This window comes from Actinomadura sp. SCN-SB (assembly GCF_043906805.1).
Classification (GTDB): Bacteria; Actinomycetota; Actinomycetes; order Streptosporangiales; family Streptosporangiaceae; genus Spirillospora.
The window spans coordinates 153,330-170,703 of the sequence record NZ_JBIMPP010000004.1 but is presented as its reverse complement, the minus strand read 5'-3'; the positions used below and the strand labels follow the sequence as shown (position 1 = coordinate 170,703).

Here is a 17,374-nt window from a genome sequence, read left to right as displayed (position 1 = left end):
TTTTGATGTCCGTTGCCGGAAAAGGCCGGGCCGGTTCCGGCCGCGCCGTCCGGTGGCGCGAAGATCGGCGATCACCAGGGATTTCAAGGTCGTTGATTCTGCCATCGAATTCACGATCAATTCGATCGGCGCCCTTCCGGTTCACCGGTAAAGGTGGCCGCTTTCGGTCGCGACCTGGCGGGCAAAAAGGAATTATTGGTCACCACCGACCGGATGGGGCGCCGAGGTCTCGTGGGGGCAAGGCGGTCGCGGCGGTGCCGAGGCGAGGACGTAAGGTACCGCTCGTACCGGTCCGGGAGGATCCGGTCCGGGAGGGAAAGGACGCACGTGCCTCCGACCACCCCACCCCTCGGCAGGCTGCTCGTCGCCAACCGGGGCGAGATCGCCGTCCGGATCATGGACGCCGCCGCCGCGCTGGGCGTGCCGTCCGTGGCGGTGTACGCGGCGGACGACGCCGGGTCCGCGCACGCGCGGCTCGCCGACGAGGCCGTCCCGCTGGACGGCTCCGGCCCCGCCGCCTACCTGGACGCGGCCGCGATCGTCGAGGCGGCGGCGCGGACCGGATGCGACGCCGTCCACCCCGGCTACGGGTTCCTCTCGGAGAACGCCGCGTTCGCCGAGCGGTGCGAGCGGGCCGGCCTCACCTTCGTGGGGCCGGGCCCCGAGACGCTCCGCCTGCTCGGCGACAAGACGCGCGCCCGCCGCCTGGCGCGCGACCTGGGCATCCCGCTGCTCGACGGCACCGAAGGACCCACCGACCTGGCGACGGCGCGCGCCTTCCTCGACGACCACGGCGCCGTCATGGTCAAGGCGGTCGCGGGCGGCGGCGGGCGCGGCATGCGGCCCGTGTCCGACCCGGCCGCGCTCCCCGAGGCGTTCGAGCGCGCCGCGTCCGAGGCCGAGCGCGCCTTCGGCGACGGCTCCCTCTACGTCGAACGGCTGCTGCGCGGCGCCCGCCACATCGAGGTCCAGCTCGTCGGGGACGGCACCGGCGCGGTCGTCCACCTCGCCGACCGGGACTGCGGGCTGCAACGGCGGCGGCAGAAGCTGATCGAGATCGCGCCCGCGCCCGACCTGGACCCGGACGTGGCCGCCCGGCTGCGGGAGGCGGCGCTCGCGCTCGGCCGGGCGCTGTCGTACCGGGGCGCCGGCACCGTCGAGTTCCTGGTCGCGGGCACGGAGATCGCGTTCCTTGAGGTCAACCCGCGCGTCCAGGTCGAGCACACGGTCACCGAGGAGGTCACCGGCGTCGATCTGATCGAGACCGGGCTGCTGGTCGCGGGCGGCGCGACCCTCGCCGGCCTCGGCCTGGCGTCGCCGCCCGCCGTGCGCGGCATCGCCTTGCAGGCGCGGGTCAACACCGAGACGCCGCTCGCGGACGGCACCGTCCGTCCCGCGTCCGGCACGCTCACCCGGTTCGAGCCGCCGACCGGGCGGAACGTGCGCGTCGACACCCACGGCCGCACCGGCGACACCATCGGGCCCCGGTATGACCCGCTGCTCGCCAAGGTGATCGTCACCGATCCGGGCGGCTCGCCGCGCGGCGTCGCGCGCCGGGCGTCCCGTGCCCTCGCGGCCTTCGCCGTCGAGGGGGTGGACACCAACCTCCCCCTGCTGCGCGCCCTGCTGGACCGTCCCGAGCTCGGCACGGCGGCGGCCACGACCGACTTCGTGGAGGCGCACCTGGCGGAGCTGACCGAGGCGGCCGAAGAGGCTCCCGCCGCCCCGGCGGTGGCGCCCTCCGGGACGGTGCCGGTCCCGAGCCCGCAACAGGGGGTCGTGGTGGAGGTCTCCGCCGTGCCGGGCGACGCCGTTCCGGCGGGAGCGCAACTGCTGGTCCTTGAGGCCATGAAGATGGAGCACGTCGTCACGGCCCCCGTGCCGGGCATCGTGCGGGACGTGCCGGTCAAGGCCGGTGACGTGGTGCCCGCCGCCGCGCCGGTGGCGTTCCTGGAGGAGGACGCCGCGCTCGCGGCCGAGGCGCCCGGCCCCGCCGAGGTGGACCTCGACCGCGTCCGCCCGGATTTGGCCGAGACCGTCGAGCGGCACCGGGTCGGGCTGGACGAGGGACGTCCCGCCGCCGTGCGGCGCAGGCATGACGCGGGGCGGCGCACGGCGCGGGAGAACCTCGCCGACCTGTGCGACCCCGGCAGCTTCACCGAGTACGGCGCGCTCGCCATCGCGGCGCAGCGCCGCCGCCGCTCGCTGGAGGACCTGATCGCCAACACCCCCGCCGACGGCCTGGTCGCCGGGACCGCGACCATCGGGGGACGGCCCTGCGCGGTGATGTCCTACGACTACACGGTCCTCGCGGGCACGCAGGGCTTCCAGAACCACCGCAAGACCGACCGGCTGCTCGACGTGGCGGCCCGGCGCGGGCTGCCGCTGGTGATCTTCGCGGAGGGCGGTGGCGGGCGTCCCGGCGACACCGACACCGCGTCCGTCGCGGGCCTGGACGTGACCACGTTCCGGATGGCCGCCGCCCTGTCGGGACGGGTGCCGACGGTCGCGATCGTCTCGGGCTACTGCTTCGCGGGCAACGCCGCGCTCGCCGGGGTGTGCGACGTCATCATCGCCACCGAGGAGGCGAGCCTCGGCATGGGCGGCCCCGCGATGATCGAGGGCGGGGGCCTCGGCGTCGTCGCGCCCGGCGACGTGGGGCCGATGCCGGTGCAGGTGGCCAACGGGGTGGTCGATCTCCTCGTCCCCGACGACACGGCGGCCGTCGCCGCCGCACGCCGGTACCTGTCCTACTTCGTGGGGCCCGTGGACGACTGGGACTGCGCCGACCAGCGGCTCCTGCGGCATCTCGTCCCGGAGAACCGGCTGCGCGTCTACGACGTCCGGCCGGTGATCGAGACGCTGGCCGACACCGGCAGCGTCCTGGAGCTCCGGGCGGGCTTCGGCGCGGGGATCGTCACGGCCGTGGCCAGGATCGGCGGGATCCCGGTCGGGATCATCGCCAACGACCCCCGCCATCTGGGCGGGGCGATCGACGGGGACGCCGCCGACAAGGCCACCCGGTTCCTGACGCTCTGCCAGTCCCAGGGGCTTCCCGTCGTCTCCCTCTGCGACACGCCGGGGTTCATGGTCGGCCCCGAGACCGAGCGGACCGGCGTCGTCCGCCGCTTCGGCGCGATGTTCGTGGCGGGGGCGCGGCTCACCGTGCCGGTGTGCATGGTCGTCCTGCGCAAGGGCTACGGGCTGGGCGCCATGGCGATGGCGGGGGGCGACTTCAAGGCCCCGCTGCTCACGGTGAGCTGGCCGACCGGCGAGTTCGGCGGGATGGGCCTGGAAGGCGCGGTCCGCCTCGGCTACCGCAAGGAGCTGGAGGCCATCGACGACCCCGCCGCACGTCAGGCCCGGTACGAGGAGCTGGTCGCCGAGTCCTACGAACGGGGTAAGGCCCTCAGCATGGCAGCGGCCTTCGAGATCGACGACGTCATCGACCCCGCCGAGACCCGTACCGTCCTGGTCCAGGCGCTCACCCGGTGACACGCGCGGCGGCGTTCGAGCTGCTGGGCGTGGGCGCCATGAACTCGCCCCGGTTCCGGCCCGCCGGGCTGCTGGTCCGGTACGGGCGGTACCGCGTCATGCTGGACGGCGGCGAGGAGGCGGCACCGCCGGGCCCGGTGGCGGCCTGGCTGGTGTCGGACGAGTGCGCCGAGCTGATGCCCGAGATCCGGCGGGTGTGCCGGGAGCGCGGCCTGGGCGTCGAGCCCGCCGTCGCGGCGTTCGAGCGCGCGGGCGTGAGGATCGAGCCACGGCCGGTCGTCCACACGTCCCACCCGGCCTACGGCTACCTGATCGAGTCCGGCGGCGCCCGTACGGTCTGGGCGCCGGAGTTCTGGGAGTTCCCCGCGTGGGCGGGCGGCGCGGACCTGATGTTCGCGGACGCCGCCGGGTGGCGGAGGCCGATCCGGTTCGCCCGTGGCGTCGGCGGTCACGCCTCCACCCTCGCCACCGCCGAGGAAGCGCGGCGCCGCGGGGTGCGGCGCCTGGTGTTCGCCCACATCGGGCGTCCCAGCATCCGCGCCATCGACCGGGGCGAGACCCCGCCCTTCGGTGAATGGGGTGTCGAAGGGCGCGCTTACCGCGTGTGAGGCCGGTCAGTCGTTGCGGTGCCGCTTGGACGAGGGCTCTCCGTAGCCCGGCTTCGGGTTGGGGCCGAAGTCCTGCTGCTTGCCCTCGTGAATGCTGTCGAGCCGCTCGGCGTGGTGGTGCCGTTCATGCTGGGGACGGGTGTGGGGCTGCTTGGACGCGCCCGTGGTGACGTGTTCGGCGCTCGGCGAGGACCCCGCGGCCCGTGCCTCCCGGGCCCTCTTGCGCCGCTGCGTCTCGTCCCCCTCCATCTTCTTGCGCACCATGCTCGTTCCCCCTCATGGTCACCGTTGTTCAGCTTCTGTGGAAAACAGCCCCATACCCGGGAAGATCCGGTGCAACCGCGTGTGACCTGGGTACGCCCGTTTTGTGGGTGCATTGAGTGGTTCGATCCCTCTTGGCCGTATCGGCGGTATCAGGATCGGCGTCAACATCAGCGTTCTGGTGATCGTCGCGATCGTGGTGGCGGGGCTGACGCTCGGCCTCTTCCCGGACGTCTACCCGGGCAGGAGCCTGGCGGCCTACCTGGCGGCCGGCCTGATCAGCGCCGTGCTGCTGCTGGCCTCGCTGCTCGTGCACGAGCTGTCGCACGCGCTGGTCGCGCGCCGCAACGGAATCGAGGTCGGCGGCATCACGCTGTGGCTGCTGGGCGGCGTGGCCCAGTTGCGCGGCGAGCCGCGCACACCGGCCGCCGACCTGCTGATCGCGGTGGTCGGCCCGCTGGCCAGCCTGGCGCTGGGGGTGGTGTCCGGGCTGGTCGCGCTGTTGCTCGCGAACACCATCGGGGCGGGCCTCGTGGTGGGCGTGTTCGTCTACCTGGCCGGGATCAACGTGCTGCTGGCGGTGTTCAACCTCATCCCGGCGGCGCCGCTGGACGGCGGGCGGGTGCTGCGCGCCGCGCTGTGGTGGCGCACCGGCGACCGGGTCAGGTCCGCGATCACCGCCGCCCGCGCCGGCCGGGCCTTCGGCTTCCTGCTGATCGTGGGCGGCGTCCTGATGTTCGTGTTCGGCGGGGGCTTCGACGGGCTGTGGCTGGCCCTGATCGGCCTGTTCCTGATCTCCGCCGCGCGGGCCGAGGAGCAGCAGACCCGGATCAACGCGGCCCTCAGCGGGATCCAGGTCGGCGAGATCATGACACCCCGGCCGACCGTGGCCGATCCCCAGCAGTCCGTGGGCGAGCTGATCGACGAAACCGTGCTGACCCACCGGTTCTCCACGTACCCGCTGGTCCGGGACGGCCGCCTGGCCGGGCTGGTGACGCTGAACCGCGTCCGCGCCGTCCCGCCCGGCGAGCGCGGCAGCCGCCGGCTCGCCGACATCGCCTGCCCGCGGGGCGAGGTGCCCACCACCCATCCGAAGGAGCACCTCGTCGACCTGCTGCCCCGGATGGCGGGCTGCACGGACGGCCGCGCCGTCGTCCTGGACGACGAGCAGCGCGTCCTCGGCGTGGTCACGCCCAGCGACATCAGCCGCGCGGTGCAGGTGAAGGAGCTGCACGGCCCCGGCCCCGGCGGGCCCACGCGGTGGCCGCCGGGCGAGGGCGGCCTGGTCTCGCACGGCCAGCGCGGCAGGGCCGCCTAGCTCAGCCGGTCGCGCCGTTCCCCTGGCCCTCCCGGGCGTCGTACTCGGCGCGGGCCGCGTTGATCTCGTCCACATGCATCTCGGCCCACCGGACGAACGTGCTGATGGCCTCCAGGAGGGTCTTGCCGAGCGCGGTGAGCCCGTACTCGACCCGCGGCGGAATCTCGGGGTAGAGCGTCCGGTGCACGATGCCGTCGCGTTCGAGCGAGCGCAGCGTGACCGTCAGCATCCGCTGGCTGATCCCGTCGACCGAGCGGCGCAGCTCGCCGAACCGCATGGTGCGTTCGTTCAGGACGCTGATCACGTGCAGGGACCACTTGTCGCCCACCCGGTCGAGGACCTCGCGCCCCCGGCAGGTCGGCGCGGTCGTCGCGAGTGACACGGGACTGCGGGGGTCGTTGACCTTCATGGTTATCTCCAGGTGCCCAGGGCATCCGAAAGTGCGTTCTTGTGGGTCGTCCGAGGTGATTGCACGATGAGGATGGTTCCCTTCCGGAAGCGGCAACACAAACGTAACCGAGGCACTGAAGGGAACCTACTCACTATGCATAACCATACCGAGGAGACACCATGACGACGCAGCTTGTCGAGATCCCCGGCTATGTCGCCGGGACCTGGAGCATCGACCCGGTGCACTCCAGCGTCGGCTTCACGATCCGGCACATGATGATCAGCAAGGTGCGGGGCCGGTTCGGCTCGTTCGAGGGCACGCTGGTCACCGCGGAGAACCCGCTGGAGTCCTCGGTCTCCGCCACCATCGACCTCGGCTCGATCGACACCGGCAACGCCCAGCGCGACGAGCACGTCCGCTCCGCCGACTTCCTGGACGTCGAGCGGTACACGACCATGACCTTCCGGTCGACCGGGCTGCGCGCCACCGACGGCGGCTTCGTCCTCGACGGGGACCTGTCGCTGCGCGGCATCACCAAGCCCGTCTCGCTCGACCTGGAGATCGAGGGATTCGGCCCCGACCCGTACCGGCAGGACGACCCGTTCAAGGGCGCGCGGGCCGGGTTCACCGCCACCGGGGAGATCGACCGCACCGACTTCGGCGTGGGCGACCGCGCCACGATCCCCGGCGGCAACCTCGGGCTGAGCGAGCGCATCCAGATCGTCCTGGAGATCCAGGCGGCCCTCCAGGTGGACTGACCGGCCTTGCGGGGCCGGGGTCAGCTCCGGTAGCCCAGGCCGTGGCCGAACGGGTAGAGGGTCGCGGACCCGTCCCGGACGGGGATCGTCACCGGCAGCCGTCCCTTCGGGTCGATCTCGCCGAACAGCACCTTGGCCACCGACCGCAGGGCCTCGGCCGTGTAGGAGAACGTCGCCACGTACGTCCGCGCCTCGGTGAAGTAGGCGATGTCGTACGGATCGCGGGCGGCGATGACCACCACCGGCTTCCCTGTGGCGACCAGGGACGTGACGAGGTTCATCTGCCCGGGACCGTTATGGCCGGACTCCTCCTTGACGTCCCAGGCCCGGTTGGTGACGGCGACCACCAGGTCCGCGCCCTCGGCGGCCGCGACGGCCTGGTCGATCGCCGCCTGCCCGGGGCTCAGCCCCGTCTCCCTGACCGTGGTGGTGGCGCCGCGCGCCGCGAGCTCGCCGGCGAGCGTCGCGGTGGTCGTGGCGCCCCACCCGGTCACCAGGACGTTCCGCGCGCCCGGGGCCAGCGGCAGCAGGCCCGCCTCGTTCTTGACCAGCGTCGTCGTGCGGTCCGTGGCGCGCTGCGCCGCCGCGAGATGGGCGGCCTTCCCCACCACCCGGTCGATCTTCGACTCGTCGGCGTAGGGGTCGCGGAACAGCCCGCGCCGCTGCTTGAGACGCAGGATCCGGTACACCGACTCGTCGATGCGGCGCTCGGTCAGCTCGCCGCTCTTCACCGCGTCCACGACCGCGGCGAGCTGGCGGGGGAACACCCCGTTGCCGGACGCGTCCGCCGGTGGCTTGAGCAGCACGTCCACCCCCGCCTTGAGGGCCAGGACGGGGATCCGCTCGTCGCCGTACTTGTCGCGGACGCCCTGCATGTCCAGGGCGTCGGTGACCACGACGCCGTCATAGCCCAGCCGCTGGCGCAGGATCCCGGTCAGGATGGGCCGGGACAGCGTGGCCGGGTCCTCGGACGGGTCCAGCGAGGGCACCACGATGTGCGCGGTCATGATCGAGTCCACGCCCCGGGCGATCGCGCGCTGGAACGGCGGCAGGTCGATCCGCTCCCATTCCTCCCTGGTGTGGCCGATCCGGGGGACGCCGGTGTGGCTGTCGGTGGTGGTGTCCCCGTGCCCGGGGAAGTGCTTGATCGTGGCGGCCACCCCGCCCGACCGATACCCGTCCACCTGCGCCGTGACCATCCGCGACACCAGCGCGGGATCGGACCCGAACGACCGCACGCCGATCACCGGGTTCCCCGGGTTCACGTTCACGTCGGCGTCGGGCGCGTAGTCCTGGTTGACGCCGATGGCCCGCAGCTCCCGCCCGGTGATGCGGGCGAGGGTCCTGGCGTCGTCCGTGCTCCGGCCGGCGGCCAGCGCCATGCTGCCGGGCGACTGGGTCGCGGGCGGTGGCACCCGCGCGACGATGCCGCCCTCCTGGTCGGTGGCGATGGTCGCGGGGATCCGGTGCCGCTGCGCCATGGCCGCCCTCTGGATCCCGTTGGAGAACGCGGCGAGCTGCCTCGGGCTCTCCACGTTCGCGGGGCTCGCGGCGTAGTAGATGAACCCGCCGGGCTTGTAGCGGGCGATCACATGCGCGGCGTTGTCCACCCCGTACAGCCTCCGGTTCGCCGCGACGTCCGCGGGGTCGGTGGTGTCGGCGCTCTTGCCGAACACCTGCAGGACGAACAGCTGCGCCGCCTTCTCCTCCAGCGTCATCGACCGGATGAGCTTGAGCAGCCGCGGGTCCTTGCCGCCGGCGTGGGCGTCGGGCGCGGCGAGACCGGTCACCGCGAGGAGCCCCGCCAGCAGCGCGGCGAGCGGTACGGCGCCGAAGCGCCCGGCGGGACGGCGCCCGCGGGCACGGGGACGGGACATGACGACTCCCTCCGCCCCCCGAAGATCATCATTTTCCCGCACGCTAGTCCCGGACGCCGCCCCCGTCCACGGCAAAGCTCGACGACGTTCGAGCCTACCGGCGGCGGAGGGCCCGAGGGAGGGCGGTGACCCCGCGGCCGATCTTGAAGCTCAGCGAGCCGCGCACCGAGTCCAGCTCGTCGCGGACGCCCGCGAGCCGCCGCTCCAGCTTGCGCACCCGGTCGTCCTTGGTGGCCGCCCGCCACCTGCCCTTGACGCGGACGAGCCGGTGTCCCGCCACCCGCTGGACCCCGTGCCAGACGTTCTCCTTGGCCTCGGCCCAGGCCAGCAGGTCGTCCCGGATCGCGTCCACCTCGCCCCAGGTGCCGTAGAACTTCTGCGGGGTGACGCAGATCGGCCGGAGCCCGCCGGTGACCACGGCCTCCCAGACGGCCGCCGCGACGCCCGGCGTGTGCTCGGAGCGGTAGTCGTCGCACACCACCACGCCCTCGTCGGAGAGCATCGTCCGCGCCGCCTCGATGTCGCCGCTGACGTGCTCGTACAGGTGGGACGCGTCCACATGGACGAAGCGGCAGGAATCCGGCCGCACACGGTCCAGGATCAGCGAGGTCGGCCCCTGGACGATCTCCGGGAGCCGGTCGTGGAAGGCGCGGTAGTTCCGCTCGAACGCCTCGCGGGTCAGCGTGGAGTAGGAGTGGATCATCTCCTGCTGGTTGGAGTCGTCCGGCGCCTCGGAGCCGAACAGGTCGCACACGGTGAAGGTCTCGCCCTCGCGCACGTGACGCCCGATGAGGATGGCGCTCTTGCCCAGGTAGGAGCCGAGCTCCACCAGGTCGCCCGGTTGGCCGAGGCGGGCCTGCCGTTCCAGGAACCAGGTGAAGAGCAGCTGGTCGATCTTCGGGAACCAGCCCTTGACGTCGTCGGGAGAGGCGGGGGGCGACGAGGGCGCGGCGGACGTGGCGGGTGCGGCGGTCTTCGGGCGGTTGGTCATGGGGAAGCTCCAACGGCTCGCGTGCGTGATCGCGCGAAGTGGCCCATGCTAGGGGAGCCCCGACGGCGTTCGGAACCGGCGCCCGGAACCGTCCGTGACCGGGGCATGGCCGGCGGGCCTGAGGCTTGGACGATGGGGTGCGCCATGCGTGTCCTTCTGGTGGAAGACGACAACCGGTTCGCCGACGCGCTGATGGTGGCGCTGCGGCGGCACGGGCTCGGCGTGCACCGCGCGGTCACGGCGGCGGAGGCGCTGGCGGCGCCGGGGGCGGACCTGGTCCTGCTGGACCTGGGGCTTCCGGACATGGACGGCATCGAGGTGTGCCGGCGGCTGCGCGGGGCCGGGGACACGGCGATCATCGCCGTCACGGCGCGGGGGACGAGCGGGACCGGGTGCTCGGGCTGCGCTCGGGCGCCGACGACTACCTGGTCAAGCCGTTCGGGATCGCCGAGCTGATGGCCCGGATCGACGCGGTCATGCGGCGCGCCCGTCCCGTGGTGACCGCGCGGGGCGTGCGGATCGACCTGGGCCGCCGCCTGGTCACCGCGCGGGACGGCGCGCGTGTCGCGCTGACCCGAGCACGCGGCGTCCGAGCCGGAGCCTCAACCGGCGACCTTGGACTCCCGGTAGTAGCGCGCCGCCCCCGGATGCAGCGGCAGCGGGCTGGTGGAGATCGCCGCCCGCCGGTTGTGTCCGCCGCCACCACCAGATGGGTGTAGTCGTCGTACAACCGGGCCAGCGCCTTGGCGTCCACCCGCCGGCCGAACGGCTCGGCGCCCGCGACGGCGAGCGCCGCCAGGTCGGCCGGAGCGAACGTGACGTCCGCCTCGCCCCGGCCCACCTGCGTCAGGCCGTCCGCGGCCGACGAGGCGGAAACCACCCTGGCGTCCAGCCCGGCCGCCGACGCCGCCCGCGCGAGCGCCTCGCCATAGGGCAGATAGGCGCCCCGCCCTCCACCGGCGGCGATGACGACCCGCCCGGCCGAACGCTCACCCTCCTGACACCCCCCGAGAACCACCAGGAGCAAGGCCATCCCCGCCATCGCGACAGCCTTCACACCGGGCTCCCTCGTCAGCCGTCACCGTCCCAGGTCCAGCGTGGGACCTCGCTCAGAGGATGCAGGTCGGCATCCGTCTCGGCCAGGGAGTTCTGCTGCGCGACCCGCGACCCGAACTCCGCGTGTTCGCGGAAGGCCGCGCGGAACGCCTCGTCGGCGGGCAGCTCCGCCTCGTCCAGCGCCTCCATGTAGAGGTCGACGAACCGCTGCCGCTGCTCGTCGGTGATCCGCAGGTTCCGGTGCTCGTCCACGAGGTACGGGAATCCCAGCTCGCGGGTGAAACGGTCGGGCCCGCCGAAGGACTCCGCCGTGAACCACGTCAGATGCTTCACATGGTCCGGCCTCCGGGCGGGGAAGAGCGGCCTCAGCACCGGATCGGCCAGCAGCTTGCCGTAGAAGATCTCCTCAAGCCGGTGCAACGCCTCATCACCGCCGGCGTGGTCGTACAGGCTGGGCATGGACGGGTTCCTCCAGCGGTAGGCGATCGGTCACTGCGAGAACCGTAAGGGGACCGCGCCACCCCAAGACCATCGTGACCGGTTCCGGCACGAAGCCCCGCGTTAAGGGTTCGTCAAGTTACGGCGGTGCGGGGTTCTCGGGGCGGGCGGGGCGCACTTATCGTGCGGGCGACCCCGAACGGGAGGTTGCCGTGTCCGAGCGTGTGGGGACGGGCGATGCCGAGGCCGTGATCGCCGAGTACGACGCGGAGCGGCCCGCGCGGAGGCTCGGCGGGCCGGTGGCGTACCTGGCCGGGGCGGTCGCGTTCGGGGTGTCGGTGTACGTCCTGTACGCGGTGTTCAGGCCCGTTCCGGCGTTGCAGTACCGGATGGCGTTCCTGGCGTCCGTGCTGCCGTTGACGTTCCTGTCCTACCGGTCCGGGATCACGCTGCCCTGGTTCCGGAAGCGGGAGGCGGAGCGCGAACGGCCGAGCGTCGCCGACTGGGCGCCGGCCGTGCTCTCGGTCGTCGTCTGCGCCTATCCGATCTTCGGCATCGACGCGTTCATCCGGCGGGCCGGGTATCCGCCCGCCGCGGGAGGCGGGGTGCTGGCGGCGGCCGGGATCGGGGCGATCCTCTCGCCGCCCACGCTGGGCGTACCTGCGGCCCGGCAGCGTGGCCGTGGGGCTCGGGCTGCCGGCGGCCGCGGTGATCGTCCATCTGCTGCCGGCCAGCCCCTTCTCCTCTCCTCCACCCCCTCTGCCAGGGAAGGACAACGATGCGCACCATCCTCCGCTCCCGCGCCGTCCTGGCGACGCTGGCGCTGACGACGACGCTGGGGCTGACGGCCTGCGGCGGCGAACGTGAGAGCGACGAAGGCGGCCCCTACAACCGGGGCCGGCTGTCCATCGCCACCGGCAACACCACCGGCGTCTACTACCAGCTCGGCGGCGGCTACGCGGACGTGATCAGCAAGAACGTGCGCGGCTACCAGGCCACCGCGGAGGCCACCGGCGCGTCCATCGAGAACATCCAGCGGGTGGTGCGCGGCGACTCCGACATCGCGTTCAGCCTCGCCGACGTGGCGGGGGAGGCGGCGACCGGCAAGCACTCGTTCGACTCCCCGCAGCCGATCCGCGCGCTGGCCCGCATCTACGACAACTACGTCCACGTCATCGCCCGCGCCGACTCCGGTATCCGGAGGGTCGCGGACATGCGGGGCAAGCGGGTCTCCACCGGGTCGCCCAACTCCGGGACGGAGGCCATGGCGGTGCGCCTGCTGGAGGCGGCGGGCATCAACCCGAAGTCGGGCATCCGGCGGCAGGCGCTGTCGCTGCCCGAGACCGTCCAGGGCATGAAGGACGGCACGATCGACGCCATGGTGTGGTCGGGCGGCCTGCCCACCAGCGGCATCACCGACCTGATGACCAGCCTCAGGTCCCGGGCGGTCTTCGTGCCGCTGGACCGGGAGCTGCCCAGGCTCCAGGCCAGGTACGGGCAGATCTACCAGCCCACCACCATCCGGCGGAACGTCTACAAGACCCCGCGGCCGGTGCCGACGATCCTGGTGCCCAACGTCCTGATCGTCTCGCCCACGATGCCCGACGACCTGGCCTTCCAGCTCGCCAAGGTCATCTTCGACCGCAGGCAGGACCTGGTCAGGGTCCATCCCGAGGCCGAGAACATCGACCGCGCCCGCGCTCCCAGGACCGAGCCGATCCCGCTGCACCCGGGAGCCAGGAGGTACTACTCCGGCGGCTGACCGGAGGCGGCGTGCGGCGACCGCGAGACCACCTCGATGGAGGTGGTCTCGCTGTAGTGGACGTGCCCGAACGCCGCCACCTTGACCAGTGCCCACCAGGCGCCCGGACTCGCGGACGCGGGGGCGCGCACGGGAAAGCGCAGACCGGCGGTGTCCCCGGGCGCCACCTCGAACGGCAGCGTCCACGGATCGACCAGCACGTCCGCGCCCGGACCCCAGGTGCCGTAGGGGCTCACCACCTGCGCCTCCCCTCGCACCGGGGACGCCGCGCAGCCGCGCACCTCCACGGTCAGCTCCGCCGACTCGCCGGGCGCCAGGGCAATGGCGTCCGGGGTCACCAGGATCTCCAGCGGGTCGGCTTGGGCCGCCTCGCCGATTCTGATCGCCGCCACGTCCTCCCAGGCGCGGCCCCGGTCATCGTGGATCCGGGCGGCGAGGTAGTACGTCCCCTCGGCGGCGCCGTCCACGCCCACCTTGAGGTCCCATGCCGCGTACTCGCCCTCGCCCAGCCGGTAGTCGAGGCGGCCAGGTTCCACGGCGGCCACCAGTTCGTCAGGGACGAGCAGCTCCAGCCTCCCCGTCGCGGGACGCCCGGACGCGGCCACCGTCACGCGCAGCGTCCCCGGCCCGTCGAGCCGCTGCGGGGACACGTGCACCGCGACCGGCTTGTTGCCCAGCGGTGCCGGGCCCTGGTTGTGCAGCCAGTAGCGGGAGAACACCGGCCGCCGCTCCCGCCCGGCGTCCTGCCGGTGATCAGCGGCCGGTAGCCCGCGTTCGGGACGCAGCCGCAGGGTGACCACGTCGAGCGGCCCCAGGTCCAGCGAGGCGTCGTCGAGGCGCCGGCCGGTGGGGGCCTCCAGCAGGTCGGTCACCTCCGCTTCGGCGATTCCGGTGAGCAGCGCGATCCGCGCGGTCGTCTCCCGTCCCGTCGCTTCGTGCAGGCGGACCGTGAGGCCGTCCAGAGCATCCTGGGCGCCGTCGCGCCCCGCGGCCAGCGGGTTGCCGGACGGCTTGAGCGCGCTCAGCACGACGTTGCCCGGCCGTACCGTCACCAGCCCGGCGCTCGGTGGCAGCCCGCCCGGGTGGGACGCGGTCTCCCGCGCGAGAAGGTCGTGGTTGAACTCCTGCCCGGCCTGCACGAACCCGGCGGTGCGCCAGTCGCCCTCGCCCGCCACCAGGCTGTAGCGGAACGTGTGGCTCCAGTGCTGCCACGACAGGCTGGACCCGTCCGGGGCGGTGCGCAGCGGCCCGTCGATCCACACGCCGCTCGGCCAGGTGCTGCACGAGCGCATGAGGTTGAGGTGGACGGTCCCGGCGGTCGTGGTGACGGTGCCGGGCGTGCCGGCGTTCAGCAGCGCCACCGAGTACCCGGCCAGCGGGTCGCCGAGGGCGGACGGGCCGGTGGGCGCGCCGGGATGGCGGACCTCGATGGTCGCGTCGGCGAGATCGTCGCGGAACGCGGCGAGGTCGCCGGAGACGATGAGCACCGGCAGGTCCCTCGTCCCGCGCAGGTCCGCGCCCGGCCGCCACACCTCGGTGAGGGGACGGGCGGGCGGCACGAGCACCCGTCCGTGGTCCGCCAGCGCCTCCCGGTACGCCGGATCGGCGCCCGCGAGGACCTGTTCGGCGAACGGGTTGGTCTCCGGGCCGCCGAGGACGACGCGCACGTCCGGCAGGTTCGAGTCGACGTCCAGGGCGCCGTAGCGGGGACCTTCCGGCCGGGTGAGGGTCGCCGTCACGCCCTGCGCGGCGAGCGCGGCCATCACGGCGCGCACCTCCTCGGCCGTCTCGGGATCGCCGGCCGCGACCACCTCGGCGACGCCGATCGCGTACTCGTGGCGGGCGCCGCCGTCGCCGGTCAGCGCGATACGGGCGGTGGCGCCGAGCGCCGTCCAGGTGTGCGCGGGATTGTCCAGCGTCCACAGGTCCTCGGCGGCGTCGGCGTCCGGGAACCCGAACGGCCGGCCGATCGCGCCGAACCCGACCTCCGCCACCGGCCGCCCACCCGGAACGTCCAGGTCGAAGCGGACCCGCAGCAGGTGGTCCGAGCCGATGGACCCGTGGACCCGCGTCCGGAAGTCGACCCGGCCGACGCCGTCCCAGAGCAGCGCCTCGCCGGTGATCCGCAGATCGCCGAGCGACGTCTCGGTCACGACGCGGCGGCCGACGGCGCACTCCTCCGCCCGGACGACCGCGGTCCCCGACCCGCCGTCGCCGCTCCCGGTGCCGGGCCCGGCGGGCAGCAGATGCCACGGCCCCTCGCCCCAGACCGGGTGGGTCGGGTGCTCCCGCTGAAGGACGAACTCGCCGCCAAGCCCGCCGGGCCGCAGCAGTTCGAGCCCGTCACGCAGGGCACGGATCGAGGTCAGGGCACCGCCGCGCGCCGGGTCGGCGGTCACCTCGAACGCCCGGTTGGCCACGGTCACCGGCGCCGCCCCGCCCCCATCGGGCAGGGCGTTCCAGCCGCCGGGCACGGCCTCGTCCGGGACGGCGCGATACACGCGGTACCCGAGCGCCGGGACGTCCCTCGCGAGGAAGGTCAGCGTGATCCGGGTCAGCAGTCCCGAGCCGTCGCGCCGCACCCCTTCACCGAGCGCCGGGACGGTCTCCCCGGCCTCGTCCACGAGGCGCACCCCCCGGAAGCCGCCGTCCGGGAAGGTCAACCGCACCTCGGTGATCCCGTGCCGCGGCCACGACAGCGTGTTGACCACGACGACGGCGACACCCGGGCCGGAGGTGTCCACGCGCGCCGCCAGGTCGTCGATCGCCTGCGTCCGCGCCCGGTCGGCCAGCTCGAACGCCTCCCGCCAGCCGCCGAGCAGATCGACGTACACCTGGTCGGACTCGCTCCCGGTGATGCCGTCGTGGTGCGCGCCGTAGACCAGTTGCCGCCACGACTTGTCCAGCTCCTCACCCGGATAGGGGGCGCCGCCCAGCGCGGCGAGGGCGGCCAGCCGCTCGGCGTCCAGGACGGCGACCTCGGCGGCGCGCTGCGCCTGCTTGGTGTCGATGTAGGAGACGTCCTTGCCGGTGTAGACGGGATTCATGTCGCGGGTCTGCGGGCTGGGCCGCCGCCCGCTCGCGCCCAGCTCCTCCCGCACCGCGCCGAAGAACTCGCGGGGCAGGCCGACCACGAACCGCGGCCAGACGTACCGCGCGTTCCAGTCCCGGTGGATCTCGGTGCACCAGCGGGACGGGACGACATGGTCGGCGCCCACCGGCAGGAGCACGTTGCGGGTGGCCGCGACCGGCTTGAGCTCGGCGAACTGCCCATAGGCGATCAGCGCGGCCTCGTCGCGCGCCGGGGCTCCCTCCATGGCCCAGCCGGCGCCGTAATGGTTCGGCATGTACGCGGTGAGCAGCCCGCGCCCGTTCGGTGAGATCCACTCGAACTCCGAGGGGAACTGCATCCGCCGGTTGTCGCCGACATGCCGGTTCGGCCCCCACATGTGGAAGGGACCGCGCGCCCACGCGCTGGACGTCAGCCCCGCGTCCGCCATGAGTCCCGGGTAGGCGGGGTCGTGCCCGAACACGTCCAGCATCCACGCCGACCGGGGATCGCCGCCGACCACGTCGCGCTGGTAGCCGACCCCGTACACCGCGTTGCGGATCGTCGACTCGGGGTGGGTGAGGTTGGTGTTCGGCTCGTTGTAGTCGCCGCCGACGATCTCGATCCGTCCCTCGCCGAGGAGGCGCCGCAGGTCGGCCCGGTCCTCCGGGAAGACGTCCCAGTACGGCTTGAGGTAGTCGACCTCGGCGAGCACGAACTTGTAGTCGGGGTCCCGGCGCGCGGCGTCCAGATGGGCGCGCACCAGGTCGAAGGCGGTCCTGACCGTTCCGGGCCGCAGCGCCTCCGCCCCCGGCAGGTCGTACCACGCCTCGGTGAACCCGCCCTGGGTGTTCCACCACACCGGGTCGTAGTGGAAGTGCGAGACCATCCACATCGTCCAGCCGGTGGCCGCCGCGACGATCTCACCCTCCGCCGCGCACCGTCCCGCGTCCGGCCCGGTCTCCTCGGCGACCGCGGTCACCCGGCGCGCGGCCCCCTCGGTGACGGGCTCGGCCGGCCGGACCCCCACCTCGACGGACCGTTCCTCGCCCGCCGCGAGCCCGTTCACGATCACCGGCTCGGGCGTCGTGACCGCCGGGCCGTCCACCCGTACCCGAAGCTCCCCGACCGCGCGCTCCGCCGTCAGCCGCACCCGCACGACCTGCCGGGGCGCGAGCGGCGGCCCGATGAACAGATCCGTCCCCTCAACACCGCTGATTCGCAAGGATCCCCTCCGATCCACCCTTCCCCCCTGTGCCGGTAACATTCTGAGGTTTTGGCGCGTGGGGTTGCGGACGCGGCACCGCGAATTTCGGACAGGTGCACAAAGGGGGCCGACAAGGCGCTTTGGATCTTCATTGTGGACGTGC

General features: G+C 73.2%; 12 protein-coding genes and 2 pseudogenes. 7 read left to right on the top strand and 7 right to left on the bottom strand.

Features of this window, described 5'->3' with window-relative positions; all coding sequences use genetic code 11:
* Nucleotides 1-327 precede the first annotated feature (327 nt).
* Entirely contained in the window at nucleotides 328-3,495 is a 3,168-nt protein-coding gene (locus ACGWYJ_RS04385; protein ID WP_395104246.1) for a carboxyl transferase domain-containing protein, read from the top strand.
* On the top strand, nucleotides 3,492-4,103 hold the full coding sequence (locus ACGWYJ_RS04380) for an MBL fold metallo-hydrolase (protein WP_395104245.1): 612 nt from the start codon (nucleotides 3,492-3,494) through the stop codon (nucleotides 4,101-4,103). The genes ACGWYJ_RS04385 and ACGWYJ_RS04380 overlap by 4 nt, the downstream gene beginning before the upstream one ends.
* A 6-nt stretch (nucleotides 4,104-4,109) precedes the next feature.
* On the opposite strand, the gene ACGWYJ_RS04375 is transcribed toward ACGWYJ_RS04380, so the two are convergent.
* Nucleotides 4,110-4,367: a hypothetical protein gene (locus ACGWYJ_RS04375; protein WP_395104244.1), complete on the bottom strand. Its 258-nt coding sequence runs from the start codon at nucleotides 4,365-4,367 to the stop codon at nucleotides 4,110-4,112.
* Nucleotides 4,368-4,479: 112 nt separating this feature from the next.
* Here ACGWYJ_RS04375 and ACGWYJ_RS04370 point away from each other — a divergent pair, with 112 nt between their 5' ends.
* Nucleotides 4,480-5,682 (top strand): site-2 protease family protein, encoded by a 1,203-nt coding sequence (locus ACGWYJ_RS04370; protein WP_395104243.1) that lies wholly within the window; start codon nucleotides 4,480-4,482, stop codon nucleotides 5,680-5,682.
* Between the two features lies 1 nt (nucleotide 5,683).
* Here the strand turns inward: ACGWYJ_RS04370 and ACGWYJ_RS04365 are convergent, their stop codons facing one another.
* Nucleotides 5,684-6,091: a winged helix-turn-helix transcriptional regulator gene (locus tag ACGWYJ_RS04365; RefSeq protein WP_395104242.1), complete on the bottom strand. Its 408-nt coding sequence runs from the start codon at nucleotides 6,089-6,091 to the stop codon at nucleotides 5,684-5,686.
* A gap of 161 nt (nucleotides 6,092-6,252) precedes the next feature.
* Here ACGWYJ_RS04365 and ACGWYJ_RS04360 point away from each other — a divergent pair, with 161 nt between their 5' ends.
* The gene (locus tag ACGWYJ_RS04360) at nucleotides 6,253-6,831 is read left to right on the top strand and encodes a YceI family protein (RefSeq protein ID WP_395104241.1); all 579 of its coding nucleotides are present in this window, start codon (nucleotides 6,253-6,255) and stop codon (nucleotides 6,829-6,831) included.
* Nucleotides 6,832-6,851: 20 nt separating this feature from the next.
* Here the strand turns inward: ACGWYJ_RS04360 and ACGWYJ_RS04355 are convergent, their stop codons facing one another.
* Both ACGWYJ_RS04355 and ACGWYJ_RS04350 read right to left on the bottom strand, forming a co-directional pair.
* A complete protein-coding gene (locus ACGWYJ_RS04355) occupies nucleotides 6,852-8,708 on the bottom strand; it encodes a glycoside hydrolase family 3 protein (RefSeq protein WP_395104240.1) in 1,857 nt (618 codons plus the stop codon).
* 94 nt (nucleotides 8,709-8,802) lie between these two features.
* The gene (locus tag ACGWYJ_RS04350; RefSeq protein WP_395104239.1) at nucleotides 8,803-9,699 is read right to left on the bottom strand and encodes a class I SAM-dependent methyltransferase; all 897 of its coding nucleotides are present in this window, start codon (nucleotides 9,697-9,699) and stop codon (nucleotides 8,803-8,805) included.
* 144 nt (nucleotides 9,700-9,843) lie between these two features.
* Between ACGWYJ_RS04350 and ACGWYJ_RS04345 the strand changes: the two are divergent.
* Nucleotides 9,844-10,277, top strand: a pseudogene (locus ACGWYJ_RS04345) (response regulator transcription factor); the annotation flags it as partial.
* 119 nt (nucleotides 10,278-10,396) lie between these two features.
* On the opposite strand, the pseudogene ACGWYJ_RS04340 reads toward ACGWYJ_RS04345, so the two are convergent.
* Nucleotides 10,397-10,732 (bottom strand): annotated as a pseudogene (locus ACGWYJ_RS04340) (TAXI family TRAP transporter solute-binding subunit); the annotation flags it as partial.
* Between the two features lie 38 nt (nucleotides 10,733-10,770).
* The gene (locus ACGWYJ_RS04335) at nucleotides 10,771-11,214 is read right to left on the bottom strand and encodes a group II truncated hemoglobin (RefSeq protein WP_395104238.1); all 444 of its coding nucleotides are present in this window, start codon (nucleotides 11,212-11,214) and stop codon (nucleotides 10,771-10,773) included.
* 191 nt (nucleotides 11,215-11,405) lie between these two features.
* On the opposite strand from ACGWYJ_RS04335, the gene ACGWYJ_RS04330 reads away from it, so the two are divergent.
* A complete protein-coding gene (locus ACGWYJ_RS04330) occupies nucleotides 11,406-12,020 on the top strand; it encodes a hypothetical protein (RefSeq protein ID WP_395104237.1) in 615 nt (204 codons plus the stop codon).
* Nucleotides 11,972-12,955 carry a TAXI family TRAP transporter solute-binding subunit gene (locus tag ACGWYJ_RS04325; RefSeq protein WP_395104236.1) on the top strand — a complete coding sequence of 328 codons (984 nt, stop codon included), beginning with the start codon at nucleotides 11,972-11,974 and terminating at the stop codon, nucleotides 12,953-12,955. Before ACGWYJ_RS04330 ends, ACGWYJ_RS04325 begins: the two co-directional genes overlap by 49 nt.
* Here ACGWYJ_RS04325 and ACGWYJ_RS04320 read toward each other — a convergent pair.
* The gene (locus tag ACGWYJ_RS04320; protein ID WP_395104235.1) at nucleotides 12,940-17,229 is read right to left on the bottom strand and encodes a glycosyl hydrolase-related protein; all 4,290 of its coding nucleotides are present in this window, start codon (nucleotides 17,227-17,229) and stop codon (nucleotides 12,940-12,942) included. The two genes, ACGWYJ_RS04325 and ACGWYJ_RS04320, sit on opposite strands and share 16 nt — an antisense overlap.
* Nucleotides 17,230-17,374 lie beyond the last annotated feature (145 nt).

What these genes read in the sequence shown, in the direction of transcription:
- ACGWYJ_RS04375 (WP_395104244.1), bottom strand. Translation starts at nt 4,367, where the DNA reads ATGGTGCGCAAGAAGATGGAGGGGGACGAGACGCAGCGGCGCAAGAGG.
- ACGWYJ_RS04365 (WP_395104242.1), bottom strand. Translation starts at nt 6,091, where the DNA reads ATGAAGGTCAACGACCCCCGCAGTCCCGTGTCACTCGCGACGACCGCG.
- ACGWYJ_RS04360 (WP_395104241.1), top strand. Translation starts at nt 6,253, where the DNA reads ATGACGACGCAGCTTGTCGAGATCCCCGGCTATGTCGCCGGGACCTGG.
- ACGWYJ_RS04355 (WP_395104240.1), bottom strand. Translation starts at nt 8,708, where the DNA reads ATGTCCCGTCCCCGTGCCCGCGGGCGCCGTCCCGCCGGGCGCTTCGGC.
- ACGWYJ_RS04350 (WP_395104239.1), bottom strand. Translation starts at nt 9,699, where the DNA reads ATGACCAACCGCCCGAAGACCGCCGCACCCGCCACGTCCGCCGCGCCC.
- ACGWYJ_RS04335 (WP_395104238.1), bottom strand. Translation starts at nt 11,214, where the DNA reads ATGCCCAGCCTGTACGACCACGCCGGCGGTGATGAGGCGTTGCACCGG.
- ACGWYJ_RS04325 (WP_395104236.1), top strand. Translation starts at nt 11,972, where the DNA reads ATGCGCACCATCCTCCGCTCCCGCGCCGTCCTGGCGACGCTGGCGCTG.